At 55.0% G+C, this 14,583-nt stretch carries 21 protein-coding genes and 1 pseudogene; 10 read left to right on the forward strand and 12 right to left on the reverse strand.

Annotation, left to right across the window (positions count from 1 at the left end; translation table 11 throughout):
• Nucleotides 1–102 precede the first annotated feature (102 nt).
• The 3 genes from E3E30_RS03125 (at nucleotide 103) to E3E30_RS03135 (ending at nucleotide 2,839) form a co-directional block, all read left to right on the forward strand.
• On the forward strand, nucleotides 103–1,155 hold the full coding sequence (locus E3E30_RS03125) for a hypothetical protein (protein ID WP_206205061.1): 1,053 nt from the start codon (nucleotides 103–105) through the stop codon (nucleotides 1,153–1,155).
• Entirely contained in the window at nucleotides 1,142–2,236 is a 1,095-nt protein-coding gene (locus E3E30_RS03130; protein WP_167728415.1) for a DUF835 domain-containing protein, read from the forward strand. The genes E3E30_RS03125 and E3E30_RS03130 overlap by 14 nt, the downstream gene beginning before the upstream one ends.
• Nucleotides 2,237–2,611: 375 nt before the next feature.
• Nucleotides 2,612–2,839 (forward strand): hypothetical protein, encoded by a 228-nt coding sequence (locus E3E30_RS03135; protein ID WP_167728416.1) that lies wholly within the window; start codon nucleotides 2,612–2,614, stop codon nucleotides 2,837–2,839.
• Here the strand turns inward: E3E30_RS03135 and glp are convergent.
• The 4 genes from glp to E3E30_RS03155 are packed head-to-tail and all read right to left on the reverse strand — an operon-like array spanning nucleotide 2,836 to nucleotide 4,872.
• Nucleotides 2,836–4,026 carry a gephyrin-like molybdotransferase Glp gene (gene glp / locus E3E30_RS03140; RefSeq protein WP_167728417.1) on the reverse strand — a complete coding sequence of 397 codons (1,191 nt, stop codon included), beginning with the start codon at nucleotides 4,024–4,026 and terminating at the stop codon, nucleotides 2,836–2,838. The two genes, E3E30_RS03135 and glp, sit on opposite strands and share 4 nt — an antisense overlap.
• 2 nt (nucleotides 4,027–4,028) lie before the next feature.
• Complete coding sequence (locus E3E30_RS03145; RefSeq protein WP_240922514.1) at nucleotides 4,029–4,178, reverse strand: PIN domain-containing protein; 150 nt, start codon at nucleotides 4,176–4,178, stop codon at nucleotides 4,029–4,031.
• Nucleotides 4,175–4,324 carry a hypothetical protein gene (locus E3E30_RS03150; RefSeq protein WP_167728418.1) on the reverse strand — a complete coding sequence of 50 codons (150 nt, stop codon included), beginning with the start codon at nucleotides 4,322–4,324 and terminating at the stop codon, nucleotides 4,175–4,177. The genes E3E30_RS03145 and E3E30_RS03150 overlap by 4 nt, the downstream gene beginning before the upstream one ends.
• Nucleotides 4,325–4,356: 32 nt before the next feature.
• Nucleotides 4,357–4,872 carry a molybdenum cofactor biosynthesis protein B gene (locus E3E30_RS03155; RefSeq protein ID WP_167728419.1) on the reverse strand — a complete coding sequence of 172 codons (516 nt, stop codon included), beginning with the start codon at nucleotides 4,870–4,872 and terminating at the stop codon, nucleotides 4,357–4,359.
• A gap of 107 nt (nucleotides 4,873–4,979) precedes the next feature.
• Between E3E30_RS03155 and E3E30_RS03160 the strand changes: the two genes are divergently transcribed.
• From E3E30_RS03160 to E3E30_RS03170, 3 genes are all read left to right on the forward strand, one after another.
• Nucleotides 4,980–5,588, forward strand: a complete 609-nt coding sequence (locus tag E3E30_RS03160) for an adenosylcobinamide amidohydrolase (RefSeq protein WP_167728420.1) — start codon at nucleotides 4,980–4,982, stop codon at nucleotides 5,586–5,588.
• 65 nt (nucleotides 5,589–5,653) lie between these two features.
• On the forward strand, nucleotides 5,654–5,986 hold the full coding sequence (locus tag E3E30_RS03165; protein ID WP_167728421.1) for a hypothetical protein: 333 nt from the start codon (nucleotides 5,654–5,656) through the stop codon (nucleotides 5,984–5,986).
• A gap of 66 nt (nucleotides 5,987–6,052) precedes the next feature.
• On the forward strand, nucleotides 6,053–6,265 hold the full coding sequence (locus E3E30_RS03170) for a hypothetical protein (RefSeq protein WP_167728422.1): 213 nt from the start codon (nucleotides 6,053–6,055) through the stop codon (nucleotides 6,263–6,265).
• 62 nt (nucleotides 6,266–6,327) lie between these two features.
• Here E3E30_RS03170 and cobT read toward each other — a convergent pair whose 3' ends face one another.
• Nucleotides 6,328–7,329, reverse strand: coding sequence for a nicotinate mononucleotide-dependent phosphoribosyltransferase CobT (gene cobT / locus E3E30_RS03175; RefSeq protein ID WP_167728908.1), 1,002 nt, complete (start codon nucleotides 7,327–7,329; stop codon nucleotides 6,328–6,330).
• A 54-nt stretch (nucleotides 7,330–7,383) separates the two neighbouring features.
• On the opposite strand from cobT, the pseudogene E3E30_RS03180 reads away from it, so the two are divergent.
• A pseudogene (locus E3E30_RS03180) lies at nucleotides 7,384–8,841 on the forward strand (cobyric acid synthase).
• On the opposite strand, the gene E3E30_RS03185 reads toward E3E30_RS03180, so the two are convergent.
• The 7 genes from E3E30_RS03185 to E3E30_RS03215 are packed head-to-tail and all read right to left on the reverse strand — an operon-like array spanning nucleotide 8,832 to nucleotide 11,951.
• Entirely contained in the window at nucleotides 8,832–9,044 is a 213-nt protein-coding gene (locus E3E30_RS03185) for a hypothetical protein (protein ID WP_167728423.1), read from the reverse strand. The pseudogene E3E30_RS03180 and the gene E3E30_RS03185 sit on opposite strands and share 10 nt — an antisense overlap.
• Entirely contained in the window at nucleotides 9,041–9,580 is a 540-nt protein-coding gene (locus E3E30_RS03190) for an NTP transferase domain-containing protein (protein ID WP_167728424.1), read from the reverse strand. The genes E3E30_RS03185 and E3E30_RS03190 overlap by 4 nt, the downstream gene beginning before the upstream one ends.
• A 15-nt stretch (nucleotides 9,581–9,595) precedes the next feature.
• A complete protein-coding gene (locus E3E30_RS03195; protein ID WP_167728425.1) occupies nucleotides 9,596–9,976 on the reverse strand; it encodes a PIN domain-containing protein in 381 nt (126 codons plus the stop codon).
• On the reverse strand, nucleotides 9,963–10,172 hold the full coding sequence (locus tag E3E30_RS03200; protein WP_042689755.1) for a DUF2281 domain-containing protein: 210 nt from the start codon (nucleotides 10,170–10,172) through the stop codon (nucleotides 9,963–9,965). Before E3E30_RS03200 ends, E3E30_RS03195 begins: the two co-directional genes overlap by 14 nt.
• A 32-nt stretch (nucleotides 10,173–10,204) precedes the next feature.
• A complete protein-coding gene (gene cobS / locus E3E30_RS03205) occupies nucleotides 10,205–10,900 on the reverse strand; it encodes an adenosylcobinamide-GDP ribazoletransferase (protein WP_167728426.1) in 696 nt (231 codons plus the stop codon).
• Nucleotides 10,901–10,902: 2 nt separating this feature from the next.
• Nucleotides 10,903–11,313 carry an alpha-ribazole phosphatase CobZ gene (gene cobZ / locus E3E30_RS03210; RefSeq protein WP_167728427.1) on the reverse strand — a complete coding sequence of 137 codons (411 nt, stop codon included), beginning with the start codon at nucleotides 11,311–11,313 and terminating at the stop codon, nucleotides 10,903–10,905.
• Nucleotides 11,310–11,951 (reverse strand): diphthine--ammonia ligase family protein, encoded by a 642-nt coding sequence (locus E3E30_RS03215; RefSeq protein ID WP_167728428.1) that lies wholly within the window; start codon nucleotides 11,949–11,951, stop codon nucleotides 11,310–11,312. Before E3E30_RS03215 ends, cobZ begins: the two co-directional genes overlap by 4 nt.
• 42 nt (nucleotides 11,952–11,993) lie before the next feature.
• Here E3E30_RS03215 and E3E30_RS03220 point away from each other — a divergent pair, with 42 nt between their 5' ends.
• The 3 genes from E3E30_RS03220 to E3E30_RS03230 are packed head-to-tail and all read left to right on the forward strand — an operon-like array spanning nucleotide 11,994 to nucleotide 14,565.
• Nucleotides 11,994–12,740 carry a uracil-DNA glycosylase family protein gene (locus E3E30_RS03220; RefSeq protein WP_167728429.1) on the forward strand — a complete coding sequence of 249 codons (747 nt, stop codon included), beginning with the start codon at nucleotides 11,994–11,996 and terminating at the stop codon, nucleotides 12,738–12,740.
• Entirely contained in the window at nucleotides 12,728–13,612 is an 885-nt protein-coding gene (gene cbiB, locus E3E30_RS03225; RefSeq protein WP_167728430.1) for an adenosylcobinamide-phosphate synthase CbiB, read from the forward strand. Before E3E30_RS03220 ends, cbiB begins: the two co-directional genes overlap by 13 nt.
• A complete protein-coding gene (locus E3E30_RS03230; RefSeq protein WP_167728431.1) occupies nucleotides 13,597–14,565 on the forward strand; it encodes an aminotransferase class I/II-fold pyridoxal phosphate-dependent enzyme in 969 nt (322 codons plus the stop codon). Before cbiB ends, E3E30_RS03230 begins: the two co-directional genes overlap by 16 nt.
• The last annotated feature ends 18 nt before the right edge of the window (nucleotides 14,566–14,583 follow it).

Below are 14,583 nucleotides of genomic sequence, written 5' to 3' on the forward strand. Positions count from 1 at the left end.
CATTGGGCGTTGGTTTATTTAACCCTATGGGTTCAAAATGCAACTTTCGTTTAGAAAGACGTTTAAGAAAGGCTTATATTCTCCTGTGAACAATTACATGCCATGACGTACGAAGATGTTCCGAAAGGTCTAATCGAGGAACCCCTTAAAGTCGAAGAAGACGAAGTTCTAAGCCACCTCGAAAGGGTCATTGAATTCCATCTTGAGAAATCCCCATACTGGAGGAAGTTCTCCTTCGGGGTTGAGGAGCTACTCGGGGACACGGTGGTAGAGACCGTCGAGAACCTGCTCAGCAGGGGCTTTTTCGTCAAAGAAGACTACCTGCGTGCCAACTGGCTCGATTTTCTGCCTGAGGGCTACCGGGGCATGGTTCGCTTTTACCAGTCCTCAGGAACTACGCGCGAGAGGGCCATCGGGCACTGGGACAGGGCATACGTGAGATACCTCGTCTCGTACCTTAAATCTGCCCTCGACGAACTTTACGGCCTGAACGAAACGTTTCCCCCGGGCAGGATGCGTGCCCTTGCACACGGCCCCTACGGCTGGTATCAGGACGAGATAAGCGAGCTCGTGTGGGGCTACGGTGGCTACCTGTACTTCATAGGAATGGAAACCGACGGGCTGAAGAGAGTTTTGGAGGAGAAAGGGGTTGAGGAGGTCCTGAGAATTCTCAACCCTCTCGTCCGCTACACCGAGCGCGTGCTTAGGAGGGACAGGATAAACCTTGCGAGAACCGCACCACCTTTAATCGGGCTCTTTGAAAGCGCGTCTGAGGACATAGAGGCCGTTATTCTAAGCGGTGTTGGAACAGACGTCGCTTTTCTCAAGGAAGTTGAGGAGAGGTTCCCAAACGCCAGGGCAGTCCCGCTCTACGGCTACTACCTCTTCGGTGACCTCGTTGGGGTTCCCGGGAGAAGGGGGATATCCTACTACCCCAACTGGCCATTCACCCTGATTTTCCCGGTCAGGAAAACCGAGGATGGGTACCGCGTGGTGGACTACGGAGAAAGGGGTTTGCTGGCCGTGGTTATAGCCAGACCGGAGGTGCTCGTTGTGAAGATTGAAGAGGAAACCGCCGTCCGGGCTCCGCCGGCCGGACCGTTTAGATGGGACGGCTTTACCGACCCAAGGAGGGTTGTCCATGGCGGTAAATGACATAATGCCCTTTGTCAGCGGGCTTCTCGTCATGATAGCTGACCTCACGGCCTTCGCACTGATAATGAGGGTGTACCTAAAGCGCAGGCGCAGGTCGGCTCTGTTTTTCTCTGTGGCATGGATTGCGGATTTCATAATGGTTGCCCTTTCTGCATCTACGAATCGCGTTCTACAGACAATAGCCGAACTTTCTCTGACAATTTTTGCAATGCTCATGTTCGTTGGTGCAGTTAGGCTTCTTGAGGAGGAATCGATACCGCTGTCCCACTCAACCCTCAAAAAAATGGGCCTGATGGCGCCGATATTCTACGGATTCGTCGTTGCCGTGTATAGGTTTACGGGTAACGCCGACTGGGCCCTAACTGCTGGGGTTTCTCTCGGTGTAAGCGGTGCCTTTGTTTTTGCGAGTGGTGTTCTGCTGAAACCCATAGAGGCTATTTACAAGAAACCCGCAAAGGTGCTCTATCTCAGCGTTCTTCTTTTTGGCCTCCATCTCGTTCCAGCAGCGCTTTTTGGCCTCTACGAGTGGTACCTTCCCATAGGGTTTACCCTCTCAACGGCCCTAACGGTTATGATGGCGTACTCAATGTATCGTCTTACATCCACGAGGGAATTCCTTGAGGGAAGCATTGATGTGAAGGCCCCGGAGATACACAGCGGCACGATTATAGTCCAGCCAAAAGAGTTTGAGACCCTGCTACCAAAGCTTGAAAATGCACCGGTATTGGCGTTTTTAAGGGACTTGGAGTACTCCCGCGAAGGATGGAGAACATACTTTGTAACGGCGGTTCCCTTTAGAAGGGAGAACATAGCAGGAACGCTTAATCCAACAGAGCTCGCAAAAATGACTGAAATAACCTTCCAATATCTGGAGGAAACCGCTAGAATGGGAATTCCTGGTGTTGTCGTTCTTGACTGCATTGAATACCTGAGCATGTATAACTCATGGGATTCCCTCATGAAGTTTCTATCCAAGCTTAGGGACCTAGTTATGGTCAAAGGAGGCACTTTAATTCTCGTAATAGACAGGAACAGCGTTGAAGAGCGCCTCTTCAACCAGTTAAGAAAACTCCTCGAGTGAGGGTTTATAAACCGCGCCCCCTACCTAACAATGCCCCCGCGCGAGGACCCCGGGGAGAATGAACCGGGGGGCGATGCGGGGGCTACAGCCCGGCCTCAGCGAGGTCCCCGCGGGAGGGCCTTCCGCGTCCCGGAGCACAATGACCGCGGGAAACCCAGGCCGGGCACAGTTCTCGCCCGCCTGGGTTAACCCGCCTGAGTGTGGCGTTGCCTTCGATGAGGGCGGGCGTTACGGGCGGGCGACATTTCGCTGCTTGTTCCGGTTATCAAGTCTGTTCCTAATTGGTTTGTTTTCTATTTTTGCTTACCACTAAAATTAATGTGCAAAAAGTGAACAGAAAATGTTATTAATACGAAACGCATAATAGATAATGCCATGACTGAGAGTGGTCTTATGAAACCTCCCGAGCAAAATGTTAAAGAAATTATACCTTGGCTTAGGGATAATCCAGTCTATGACATATTGGAACAGAGAAAGCGCGAGGTCATGGAGATAATTCAGGATATTACCCAAAAAGAATTGGAGATTATTGAAGAACTTCCAGAGGATGTTAGAGAAATTATAAAGGTCCCGGACAGCGGGATGTTGGTGGGGGACCTTTAGTACAACGTTACCCAAACCTCTTCTCCCTCGAGATACCCCTCACTGTCCTCCGGGATTTCCACGTAACCATTGCTCTCAACGAGCGAGCTTATTATCCCGCTACCTTTCTTCCTGATAGGCCTTGCCTTCCCGTCCTCGTACCAGACCTTGACGAACTCGTGCCTTCCAAGCTGGCTGGGAATCCTGTCGGTTAGCGTTGCCTTAACGCGAACCTCATAGTTCCTCGCCCCAACGAGCTTCGCCAGGGCGTGCTTGACGTAAAGGTGGAACTGCGCGAAGACAGCCACGGGGTAGCCGCTCATTATGAAGACCCTCTCGCCGTAGCCTATCGGCCGGCCCGGCTTTATCGTCGTCCCGTGGAAGAGCAGGTTAACGAACCTGTGGGCGAAGTCCCTGTCTCCAAAGGCCGAACCGCCGGTGACGAGCACGAGGTCGTTCTCGGCCTTCGCCCTCTCGATTGCATTCCTTATCGCGTCTTCGTTGTCGGGAACGACGCCGTAAAAAACCGGCTCGCCGAAGTACTGCCTCACAAGACCCTTCAGCATGACCGAGTTGCTCTCGAGGATTTTACCGGATTTCAACGCCTCCTCGTCGAACTCCTCAATCAGCTCGTCGCCCGTAACGATTATCCCAACCCGGGGCTTCCTCTTGACCTTAACCGTCCTGAAACCCACGCTCTTGAGGAGTGCCAAGTCTTGAGGCCTGAGAACTTGCCCCTTTCTCAGGATTACCTCCCCCTTCTTCACGTCCTCGCCGGCGAAGGCAACGTTCTGGCCCGGAGCAACGGGGCGGAGAACCCTTATCACGTCCCCCTCGCGCTCTGCCATCTCCTGCATCAGAACCGCGTTCGCCCCCTCTGGCATCTTCGAGCCTGTCATGAGCTTTACTGCCGTCCCGGGTTCCACTTTCGCTTTACTTTCCTCGCCGGCGACAATCTCGTCAACGACCCTCAGCTCGACGGGGCTGTATTCCCTCGCGGGGAAGGTGTCCTCTGCGCGGAGGGCATAGCCGTCAACTGCCGAACGGTCAAAGGGCGGGCTGTCTATCGGCGAAACTATATCCTCAGCTAAAACCCTGCCGAGGGCATCTTCCAGCGGAACTTCCTCGGTTTCCCCAATCTCACCCAGGTCGTCAAGGAGTAACTTTAATGCCTCCCGGTAGGGAGTGAGGCGCTTGAATTCTCTCATTTTCACACCCCCAAAACTTTGAGAAAATCAACTCTCATAAAGTCGGAATCAAAGGTTGCAATCTTATCAACCCCGTAGCTCTTGCAGGTGAGAACTATCTGGGCATCGGAGGGCATTAGGTGATATTTCTCCATGAAGACAACGTCCTTCAAATTTCCTCAGCCTCCCGAATGGCCCACTGAATCGTCTCCTCGTCGAACGTTCCAAGTGCCCCCCGCAACTTTCGAAGGGCCTTTACTCTCTCGTCCTTCGGGGGAACGTGTTTCTTAACGTCATCAACGCTCTCCATCGGCTTCACCCTTCGAGGATACGGAGTAACAGGCTATAAGGTTACTCCCTCCCGTGCTTGAGGGCGTGGCCGGCCTCCTTGAGGATAATCTTTATTCCGGTCTTCGCGGCTCCAAGGCTCCCCGGCAGGCAGAAGACCGCCATCGCCCTTCCCGAGCTCCTGATGACGCCCGCAGTTGCCCTCGTCATGACTGCGGCCGTGCCTATCTCCTCGTAGCTCATCAGCCTGAAGATTTCACCAAAGCCCGTTAGCTCCTTATCGAAAAGATGCCTCAGGCTCTCTATCGTCACGTCCCTGCTCGCTATCCCCGTTCCGCCGGAGGTAACGACGACTTCTGCTCCCCTCTCGAAGGCCTCAACGACCGCCCCGATTATCGCCATCTTCTCGTCCGGCACGACCCTGTAGAGAACCCGCTCGTGTCCCGCCTTCTCCAGCTCCTCGATGAGGAACTTCCCGCTCTTATCTTCCTTCTCGCCCCTGCTCGCGGTATCGCTGACCGTTATGACAGCAAAGCGAAACTTCTTTGGTGCCTTTCTCTTGTGCTCCTCAACGCCCATATTACCACCGGGGTAAAATATTTCTCGGCCTTAATAACCTTTCAGCAAACGGAAGCGTTTAACATCACCGGGGGAAGGGTTATATCTCCTCCTAAAGAGGTGTATGCATGGAGTTCAACCACTTCATCCTGCCCTTCAATGAACCGATGCTCTCGCTCAGCAACGCGCCCCACAGGGGAGGTCTAACCCGAGCAAACGGCTTCTTCTTCATGAAGGTTCCAAAGAACTACTCCGGCGACTACAAAGCCGACTGCCTCGCCTTCGAACGCGAAAACGGTTTGAAAAACTTCGTCGGCTTCATGACGGCCGCGGACATCGGCAAAGTGCTTGCAATTTCGAGGAGCGGGAGCGTTAAGGCCTACGTTACCGCAGGAATAACCAACCCTGCAATAGCAGGCGAAGAGCCACCACCGTGGGAGCCTGGGACGATAAACGTCGCCCTCGTTATCGAGGAGGGCCTTACGGTCGGTGCGATGGCCAACGCGATAATGACGGCAACGGAGGCAAAAACCTACACCCTCCTGAGGCTCGGATACAATGCCACCGGGACGACGAGCGACGGCATCGGGGTTTTCGCATTCGAGGGCGAAACGGAGTGGGCTGGAACGGCGACGAAACTCGGCATAAGCATCGGCAGGGCGGTCAGGGAGGCGCTTGAGGAGAGTTTAAGAAAGTGGGAGGGGGACGAGATGTTGGGCTACCGCCAGGCATACTAACCGGAAAAAGATTTAAATACTTCTTTTTGTAGTGCTTTACCGGTGGGACATTGCGGCGGTTACTGGTGAACGTCGCGAGAGCAATCGCCATCGGAGCAATCTTCTACTACCTCGTGGGCTCAAGCAGAGGCATTGCCCTGCTTCCCCTTTACGCCGGCACGATACTTGCGTTAGGATACATCCTCATCAACATCGGCACACTCGTTGGGCGGAAGCTACGCCTGAAGAAGGCACTCCTCGACGTTGCCCTTCTCTACGCCTTTGCCATTCCCGCGGCCCTCCTCGCGAAGCGCTCCCAGCCGGCCGTCGGTGTGGCCGTCGTCTCTGCCCTTGCCTTTGTACTACTCCACGCAATTGATGCTCTAAAGAAGGAGCGCGCGGGAGAATCGGGAGTTTGAAGTGCCGTGCTTCCGTGATGCGGGAAGGGTTAAATAGTTTCGGTTCCTATTAGGACCGGTGAGAGAATGGAGGATGTTGAGAGGCAGGTCGAGAAGCTGTTCCTCGATGCACAGAACCTCCTGTTGAAAATACGGTTAAAGGAAATTCGAAAGGGCAGGGTAACCCCTGAGGACCTAATTCGACTCGCGGAGGATGAAACGGAGTACACAGAAGACGTGGAGGACATAACCGAGATGATACGGAAGATGAGGGAGAGGGACTATGAGTTCGAGTACTGACGTTTCTAACCTTACAAAAGTCGGAAAAGCTGGATAAATAAAAGCTGAACTCCTGCGGGAACTCACTTCATCTCCATGAGCCTTCTGTACAGCTCCTCGACCTTCGCGCTGACTTCTTCCGGCGAGAAGCCGGCCTTAACGGCCAGCCACGTCGCGCCTCCCGCTCCAACGCCCTCCTTGACGTAGCCCCTCTCGTAGTCTCTCAATCCCTTGAATTCGCTCTTCGAGAAGTCAAGGTCGGCCGAATATGTCACTATCCCGATTTCCTTCGCGGTCTCGATGAAGGTTGCGCTCTTGTCATTCACGACCCACCTGGTCGTGGCAATCATGAACCTGCTTAAATCCTCGCCGAGGGCCTTAAGGAGAGCCGAAACTGCCAGCATCTGCGTCCCGCCCGCTAAAACGATATCCTTCCTAAAGCCGAGCGCAATGCCGATTACCGTTGCCATCATCGGGTCGCCGAACTGCCTGAGGGCCTCGAGGGGGTTGTCCCTCAGCTGACCTTTCTCAACTCCTGCCCTTTCGAATGCCTCTGCGATGACTTTCTCCTTGAGGCTCTGGGGATTATCCGGGGAGGCTGAAGAGGTTCTCGCTTCGTAGCCGAGCGCCCAGAGGACGGCCTGAGCGGTTGTCGTTCCTCCCGGCGTCGATTCGCCGATTATGAGCTCCTTCACCGGCGTCTTGTTAAGCTCCTCGCCGAAGAGCTTGGCGCGTTTGATTATATCGCCGAACTCGGGAAGTGCAGGCTCCTTCCTGAAGTCCCTTCCAATCGCGTCGCTGATGTGGACGTGCGGGACGAGAGGGGCTAAATACGTTCCTCCCCTGACGACGAGAATCGGAAAGTTGGCAAGCTCCCTCGCGGCCTTGGTGATTATGGCCGGCGTTGGGTGGCCTTCGGGCGTTACGGGAATCACGTCAATCGTCAGGGGCTTCTCGTGGAATAGGTACTCCGCGTCGGCCACTGGCGTCAGCTTCGTCAGTTCAGGCGTCGCTCCGGCAACGCTTATCCCCAGCACGGTGCTTATCTCGGTGTTGCCCAGGACGAGAAGGAAGAGGCTCTCCATTCCAACCACCGTGGAGTTTTTATCCAGTCCCGCTTATAGGCTTTGGGGTTGGAGATGGGAAAAGCCTTGATGGTCCTCGGAACGTCCTCGGGAGCAGGCAAGTCGCTCCTCGCTACTGCCTTGTGCAGGGTTTTCTCGAACCTCGGCTACGACGTCGTTCCCTTCAAGAGCCAGAACATGAGCCTGAACTCGGCCCCGAGCATCGAAGGCGGTGAGATAAGCAGGGCGCAGTATTTGCAGGCGATAGCGTGCAGGAAAAAGCCGAGCGTTAGGTTCAACCCGATTCTGCTCAAGCCCGAAGGAAATATGAGGAGCCAGGTCGTTTTCATGGGGAGGCCGATTGGGAGCGTCTCAGCTCGCGAATACATGCTCTCGCGGAAGGAGGAACTCTTCAGGAAGGCGATGGTAGTCTTAGATGAGCTGAAGGAGAGGCACGACCTCGTCATAATTGAAGGGGCCGGCAGTCCTGTCGAGATTAACCTCAAGGACTACGACATAGCCAACACGCGCGTCATGCTCCACGCAAAGGCGAAGGGAATCCTCGTTACCGACATAGACCGGGGAGGAAGCTTTGCCTCAATAGTCGGCACGATGGAGCTTTTAAGGCCAGAGGAAAGGGACGCAATAATCGGCTTTGTCTTTAACAAGTTCCGCGGGGACGCTTCCCTCCTAAAGCCGGGCTTTGATTACCTTGAGAAGCGCTACGGGAAGCCGACCCTCGGTGTTATTCCTTACATCGAGCACCGCCTTCCCGAAGAAGATTCCTTAGCGGAGTTCCCCAAGGTGAAGGGCGAGCTTCACATACAGATAATCAAGCTCCCCCACATAAGCAACTTTACCGACTTCGAGCCCCTGCACTGGGCGAACGGCGTTGACTACGTGACGAGGTCTGAGGAAATTAAGGGCGACGTGATAATAATCCCGGGAAGCAAGAACACGGTCGAGGATTTGCTCTGGCTGAGGAGGGAGGGCTTTGAGGACGCGATAATAGAGGCCCACCGCGAGGGTTCCTTTGTAGTCGGAATCTGCGGCGGCTTCCAGATGCTCGGGGATAAGATTATCGACACTGTCGAGTCCAAGCGCGGAACGGTTAGGGGAATCGGCCTTCTGCCGGCCAAGACGGTCTTCGAGAAAACCAAGAGGACAAACCACCTGAGTGCGGAGGTTCTCTGGGAACCCGCTAAAGGAATGGCCGTCGAGGGCTACGAGATACGCTTCGGAAGGAGCGTCTCAAAAAGGCCGTTCTCAGTGATTAAGGCAATCAACGGCGTCAGAGCCTTCGAGCCGGAGGGGGCGATAGGCGAGAGGGCCTTTGGAACTTACCTTCACGGAATATTCCACAACTTCGCCTTCACGGAGCGCTTCCTCAACTTCCTGAGGGCGGAGAAGGGCCTTGAGCCAATTTCAGTTGAGCGGTGAGGCATCGAGGGGGAAATCGAGAGGTTCGCGAGGGTCGTGGGGGAGAACCTTGACGTTGAGAGGATTTTAGGGGAGCTGGGACTTCAAAAATAATCCTCCGGCCTCTCAAGCTCCTTCGGCGGGTGTCTCCTCGCCCACCAGAGCTTCAGGCGAATGTATATGTAGAACCCGATGAAGACCAGCAGGCCAACCGCGATTAAAACCACCGCAAAGAGCAGGAAACCAAGGAGGAACAGCACGGCGAGCGCCAGGAAGATGACGAACGCCACCGCCCCTTTAACCTCGCTCCCCCTCATCTTCCCACCAGCCCCGCTATCCTCTCCGCGAGCTTTAACTCTTCCGGCGTGTTGACGTTCAAAGCGAGCAATGGGTTTCTCAGCTCGAAGAACCGCTCGCCCTCAGTTCCGACGGCGTTTAAGCCAACTATCACGTAGCCCCTGTAAACGACGGGCTTCAAATCCTTCGGAACCAGCTTTAGCGGTAGAACCCCCGTCAGGCTCGTTTTCCCGTCAAAGGCCCCTGAAATCCGCGCTATGTCGTTCGCCTTGACGAAGGGCAAATCCGCGGAGACGCTGATGAACGGCTCGAACTCGCGGAGGAGCCACTTAACGTCCTCAACGTAGCCGTTTCCAGGCGTCTCAACGAAAGGAATCCCCTCGCGGAGACATAACTCCCTCGTTTTCGGCGTGCTCTTGGAGATGGCAACGACTGTCTCACCGACCTTTTCGGCCTCGCGGTGAACGCGGAGGAGCATCGGCACTCCACCGACCTTCAGAACTGGCTTTTCCCTCCCCATCCTGCTCGAGCGCCCGCCGGCCATGATGACTATCATCGGCAATCCCCTGAATCAGAGAAAAATTACTTTAACTTCGCAGGGAGCCTTTCTGAAGTCTTCGTCCATGGTTACGATTGTTAGACCATGAGTCGTTGCGACTGCGCACTGGTAAGCATCATCGAAGTCGAGTCCGTACTTTTCGTGAAATTCAACAACACGGGGATAGTCGGGAGTTGGAAGCGTTACAACTTCGATATTGGGCAGTGTGTCGTTGATGAACTCCAAAAATAACTCTGGCCTCTTGAGCCTGAAAAGAATCACTCCGATGGAATGAAGCGTGAAATCGCTCATTGCAAGGTCTCCAACGTGCGAACTCAAAAACCGCTTTGCAACCTCGGATTTTTCCTGACCCAACAGGATTTCAAGGAAAACGTTGGTGTCAATCAGATACATCGCTCCGCCACTCCAAGGCCCTGTGCTGAAGCTCCACTGAGGTCATTTTAACGTCCTTCAGCTTCCCCGCCCAGGTAAAGCTGAACCCCTTTCTTTTCCTTGCCCCGTACTTTGCGAGCAGGAACTCGGCGTAATCCAACAGCTCTTTTCTCGCCTCTGGGGGGAGTTTTGTGAATATCTTCTCTATGTCCTCCATTCTCCCACCGTTCAACCTTTAGTGTCTTTCCTTTAAATCACTTGCCAAACCACCGCCATTCCCAGGAGCGCCCCGGCCCTCGTTATCTCTGCCACAGCCCCGATGCAGTCACCGTTCAGCCCGCTGAAGTTCTCCAGCGAGAGGTGAACGACGTAGGCTCCCGCAAGGAGGCCTAAGAGAGACGCGAGCGAGAGGGGTTCGATATAGACTATTGGCAGGAGCAGGAGGAGGTAGAGGACCGTTCCGATGGCCAGCTGCCTTCCGTTCATGCCCTCCATGAAGTACGCCCCAAGGCCCCGACCGAGGGGCTTTTTAGTTGCGAGGGCGAAGAGCATGGCGAACTTGGAGTTCAGCTCGGCCAGGTAGAGCGCGTAGAACGGGAGGAATGGGAGAGAATAAACCTGCAGGAGGAGAACCATGACGACGGCAAAAACCCCGGCTATGCCCGTGTTTAAGTCCTTCATCGCCTTAACCTTCCTCTCGCGGTCGCCCTTGACCATGACTCCGTCGGCCCAGTCAGCCAAACCGTCAAGGTGGAGGAGGCCTATCGTGAGGTAGAGGGATAGGAGGGCTAAGACGTTGCTCAGTGGGAGTTTCAGGTAAAGAACGAGCGTCGCCAGGGCCGACGTTAGGGGCGCCAACAGCGGGAGAGCCCAGAGCTCATTTTTAACCCTCTCGAAGTCACCTTTGACCGGAATCCGCGTGAAGAAGGGTAGAAGATTACGCACCGCTACACCTCCTCGAACAGCCTCGTCATACAGCCCGCTATAAAGCCACCTATCGCATCGTCGAGGAAAGGCGGAAGCTCGGCTAAAATTCCGGGCTTTCTGGTGTCGTAGTAGAAGAAGTTGAAGAGCGCCATCTTCCCGCCTATGAGCTCGGCGATGTTCATGCCGATGAGCTCATCAGCCACAAGGTTCACGGGATCGCCCTCAACTTTGAAGTTCTCTTCGAGCAGTAGAGCCGAAAGGAGCAGAGCCTGGACGTTGATGTCGCCCAGATACCTCAGCATCAGCTCCCTCAGCCTTTTCCTGACTTTCTCGCGCTCGTCGCCGATGTAGAGCTCTAACGCGGTGTCGAGCATCTTTTCGAGGGTTACTCCTTTGGATTCAAGCTTAAAGAGGAGTTCTTCGGGGGTCATGCTCTCACCAGCCTGAACCTAACCCAGTGATACCTCTCACTCTCCTCGGTCGAGATGATTTCAGGGACAAAGCGCCCCTCAAAGAGCGGAGACGCTAAAACAACGGTGTGAAACTCCGCGAACTCGCCGACCGGGTCAACACCGGGATTCTTTTCGAGGAAGAGCTCTAGGTCGGCGACCGAGCGGAAGGTGTAGCCGAGCCACTCTTTGCCGAGCTTTTCGCGGTTCACGGCTATTATCGCGTACTCAAAGCCCGCATTCAAAATTTCCTCGGCGAGTTTCCTTGTATCACACCCCCAGAGCGGTTCGAGGGGCTTGACTCTGGCTTCTTCCGCGAGGAGCTCAATCCACTTCAGGTGGTCCTCCAGCAGGACGTCGCCGGCAATGATGTAGTCAACGTCCAGCGAAGCTATGAATTCCGCTAGTGCCTTGCTCCCTCTGCTCATGTCGAAGGTTAGCAGTTCCTTCCCCATCGCGTCGGCGAGCGTTTTTAAAGCGTTGAAGTTCTCCCAGTGGGGCGAGAGGCCTATAGTCGTTTTGAGCGCGAGAAGGTAGGGAACCTCGATTCCGTTTCTCTCAGCAAGGTGAACCGCGTAGAGGCCGTCCTTGCCACCTGAGAAAAAGGCGACTCCCTTCATCCAACCACCAAGCCTATAAAGGGTTTGGAGCTTTTATCCATTATGCTGATTCGGATTGATGAACTCCAGAGGGTTGGCGACGTCTATGTTAACCCGCGAAACCTGCTGACCGGGCAAATCTCGCTGAAAACCTGGCGCGATTTCCTGAGTCTGGATGAGAAAACCTACGGAACCTACTCTCGGACGATTTACAACCCGAAGGAAAGGTTTTTGGTGACCGATGAGTCCTCAGAGGCCCGGGCGATAGAGCTTTCTGCCCTCTACTGCTCCCTTCTAACGGACCCCGAGTACTTCTGTGGTGAGGAGAACCTGCGCTACCAGCTCCAGGTCGGCGAGTTCGAGGGACTGCCCTTTGCCAACGGCTGGACGGGTTCCAGGGTCGTCCTCGTGGGCGAAGCGCCGGGAAGGAGAGGTTGCGGAAAAACCGGCGTGTGCTTCTACCGCGACGCCTCCGGAAGCTTACTCAGGAAGGTTCTCTTTCACCTCGGCATCAACCCGGACTTCGTGTACATAACCAACGTCGTGAAGTGCAACCCTCCGAGCAACAGGCTGTCCCGCGTTCCGGAAGGCGCTTACGAACTCCTCGCGAGGGAACTCGAAATCCTTAAGCCGGAAGCCGTCTTTGCCCTCGGCAGAACCGCCGAAAGGGCCCTGAGGGAGCTCGGCTTTGAAGTGGAGTACCTGAGACATCCGGCCTGGTACGTGCGTCGCGGAGTCCGCGAGCCGAATGATGAGATGCTCGCCGAGTACGCTAAAATCAGGGAGGCCTTCGGGGAATGGACGCCCTAATCGTTTTTCTCCTCGCGCTCCTCTGGGACCTCCTCCTTGGGGAACCACCTGTTAAGCTCCATCCCGTAGTCTGGTTCGGGAGGATAGCAGGCTTTCTCGACAGGAAGTGGAAAAGAAGAGGCCCCCTCTCCGATTTCCTCGCAGGAGCTTTAACGGCCCTGCTCGTTATTGCCTTCGCTTTGGTCCTCTCGCTCCTTCCCTGCTACCTCCCCTCCCCGCTGAACTACGTTCTGGCAGTTTACCTCCTGAAAAGCTCCTTCGCGGTAAGGAGCCTCCACGAGCACATAGAGAGGACTGTAACTGAGGACATCGAGGAGAAGCGGAAGGCCGTCTCGATGATAGTGAGCAGGAACGTTGAAACCCTCGATGAAGCTCACCTCAACTCCGCCTCGATAGAGAGCCTGGCTGAAAACCTCAACGACTCCGTAATCGCTCCGCTGTTCTACTTCCTCCTCTTCGGCCTCCCTGGAGCCCTGCTCTATCGCGCGGTGAACACGCTCGATGCCATGCTCGGCTACCGGAGCGAGCGCTACGAGTTCTTCGGCAAGTTTTCAGCGAGGCTGGACGACGTCCTTAACTTCATTCCGGCGAGGCTAACGGTTCTCCTCTACCTCCCCCTCGGCGGTGGGAAGGTTCTCAGGCACTACCGCCTTGCAAAGTTCAAGATTAACTCTGACAAGCCGATGTCAGCTATGAGCGCCGTTCTTGGAGTCTGGCTTGAGAAGCCCGGCGTCTATCACTTCCCGGGCAGGGAGCCGAAAAACGAGGACATAAAACGAGCCCTGAAGGTTTACTGGTTCGTCGTTGCCGAATGGATTGGAATCGTCCTTTTACTCCTCACAACGGGGGTGTGTCCATGCTCGAGCCGGTGAAGTTCTCGACCTACCACGGAGGCGCGAGGGAGGAAGGTTTGCTCGACTTCTCGGCGTCGCTCAATCCTTACCCGCCGGAGTGGCTCGACGAGATGTTCAAACGCGCGAGAGAAATCAGTAACCGCTACCCCTACTACGAGAGGCTTGAGGAAGAGCTGGAAGGGCTTGTTGGCGAGCCTCTAACTGTAACGGCCGGCATCACCGAGGCGCTCTATTTGCTTGGAATCCTCGCGCTCCGCGGGAAGAAGGCGATAATACCGGAGCACACCTACGGCGAGTACGAGAGAACAGCGAAAATTTTTGGGGCGAAGGTCGTCAAAGGTCCGAACGAGCCGGGAAAGCTGGCAGAACTCGTCGAGAGAGGCTCGGTCGTTTTCTTCTGCAACCCCAACAACCCTGATGGCAGGTTCTACCATGTTAGGGAGCTCAAGCCACTCCTCGATGCGGTGGAAGACAGAGGGGCGCTCCTCGTCCTCGACGAGGCCTTCATAGACTTCGTGAAAAAACCGGAGAGTCCTGAGGGAGAGAACATCGTGAAGCTCAGAACCTTTACCAAGAGCTACGGTTTGCCGGGAATAAGGGTCGGCTACGTTCTCGGCTTTGAAGAGGCCTTCAGGAGCGTTAGGATGCCATGGAGCATAGGCTCAACGGGAGTTGCCTTTCTCGAATTCCTAATTGAAGATGGCTTCGAGCACCTCAGGAAGACGATGCCCATAATCTGGCGCGAAAAGGAGAGGCTTGAAAAAACCTTAAACGTTAAAAGCGACGCAAACTTCTTCATCAAGCGCGTCGGGAACGCTGGGAAGTTCGTTGAAGCCATGAAGAAGCGCGGAATCCTCGTGAGAAGCTGTGCGAGCTTCGGACTGCCGGAATACGTGCGCTTCTCGGTGAGGAAGCCAGAAGAGAACGACAGGCTTATTGGAGCGTTCAGGGAGCTGGGAGAAGGATTTTAAGATTGAACTCGACTTCAC

It is taken from the genome of Thermococcus sp. 9N3 (genome assembly GCF_012027685.1).
In the GTDB taxonomy this organism is placed as follows: Archaea; Methanobacteriota_B; Thermococci; order Thermococcales; family Thermococcaceae; genus Thermococcus; species Thermococcus nautili.

Bases quoted from the DNA above. Each gene is read 5' to 3' on its own strand.
- E3E30_RS03215 (WP_167728428.1), bottom strand. From the start codon at position 11,951: ATGAAGGGAGTCGCCTTTTTCTCAGGTGGCAAGGACGGCCTCTACGCG.
- cobT (WP_167728908.1), bottom strand. From the start codon at position 7,329: ATGGAGAGCCTCTTCCTTCTCGTCCTGGGCAACACCGAGATAAGCACC.
- E3E30_RS03220 (WP_167728429.1), top strand. From the start codon at position 11,994: ATGCTGATTCGGATTGATGAACTCCAGAGGGTTGGCGACGTCTATGTT.
- E3E30_RS03185 (WP_167728423.1), bottom strand. From the start codon at position 9,044: ATGAGGGGGAGCGAGGTTAAAGGGGCGGTGGCGTTCGTCATCTTCCTG.
- E3E30_RS03230 (WP_167728431.1), top strand. From the start codon at position 13,597: ATGCTCGAGCCGGTGAAGTTCTCGACCTACCACGGAGGCGCGAGGGAG.
- E3E30_RS03190 (WP_167728424.1), bottom strand. From the start codon at position 9,580: ATGATAGTCATCATGGCCGGCGGGCGCTCGAGCAGGATGGGGAGGGAA.
- E3E30_RS03200 (WP_042689755.1), bottom strand. From the start codon at position 10,172: ATGGAGGACATAGAGAAGATATTCACAAAACTCCCCCCAGAGGCGAGA.
- E3E30_RS03155 (WP_167728419.1), bottom strand. From the start codon at position 4,872: ATGGGCGTTGAGGAGCACAAGAGAAAGGCACCAAAGAAGTTTCGCTTT.
- E3E30_RS03195 (WP_167728425.1), bottom strand. From the start codon at position 9,976: ATGTATCTGATTGACACCAACGTTTTCCTTGAAATCCTGTTGGGTCAG.
- E3E30_RS03125 (WP_206205061.1), top strand. From the start codon at position 103: ATGACGTACGAAGATGTTCCGAAAGGTCTAATCGAGGAACCCCTTAAA.
- E3E30_RS03130 (WP_167728415.1), top strand. From the start codon at position 1,142: ATGGCGGTAAATGACATAATGCCCTTTGTCAGCGGGCTTCTCGTCATG.
- glp (WP_167728417.1), bottom strand. From the start codon at position 4,026: ATGAGAGAATTCAAGCGCCTCACTCCCTACCGGGAGGCATTAAAGTTA.
- cobZ (WP_167728427.1), bottom strand. From the start codon at position 11,313: ATGACCCCCGAAGAACTCCTCTTTAAGCTTGAATCCAAAGGAGTAACC.
- E3E30_RS03160 (WP_167728420.1), top strand. From the start codon at position 4,980: ATGGAGTTCAACCACTTCATCCTGCCCTTCAATGAACCGATGCTCTCG.
- E3E30_RS03170 (WP_167728422.1), top strand. From the start codon at position 6,053: ATGGAGGATGTTGAGAGGCAGGTCGAGAAGCTGTTCCTCGATGCACAG.
- cbiB (WP_167728430.1), top strand. From the start codon at position 12,728: ATGGACGCCCTAATCGTTTTTCTCCTCGCGCTCCTCTGGGACCTCCTC.
- E3E30_RS03135 (WP_167728416.1), top strand. From the start codon at position 2,612: ATGACTGAGAGTGGTCTTATGAAACCTCCCGAGCAAAATGTTAAAGAA.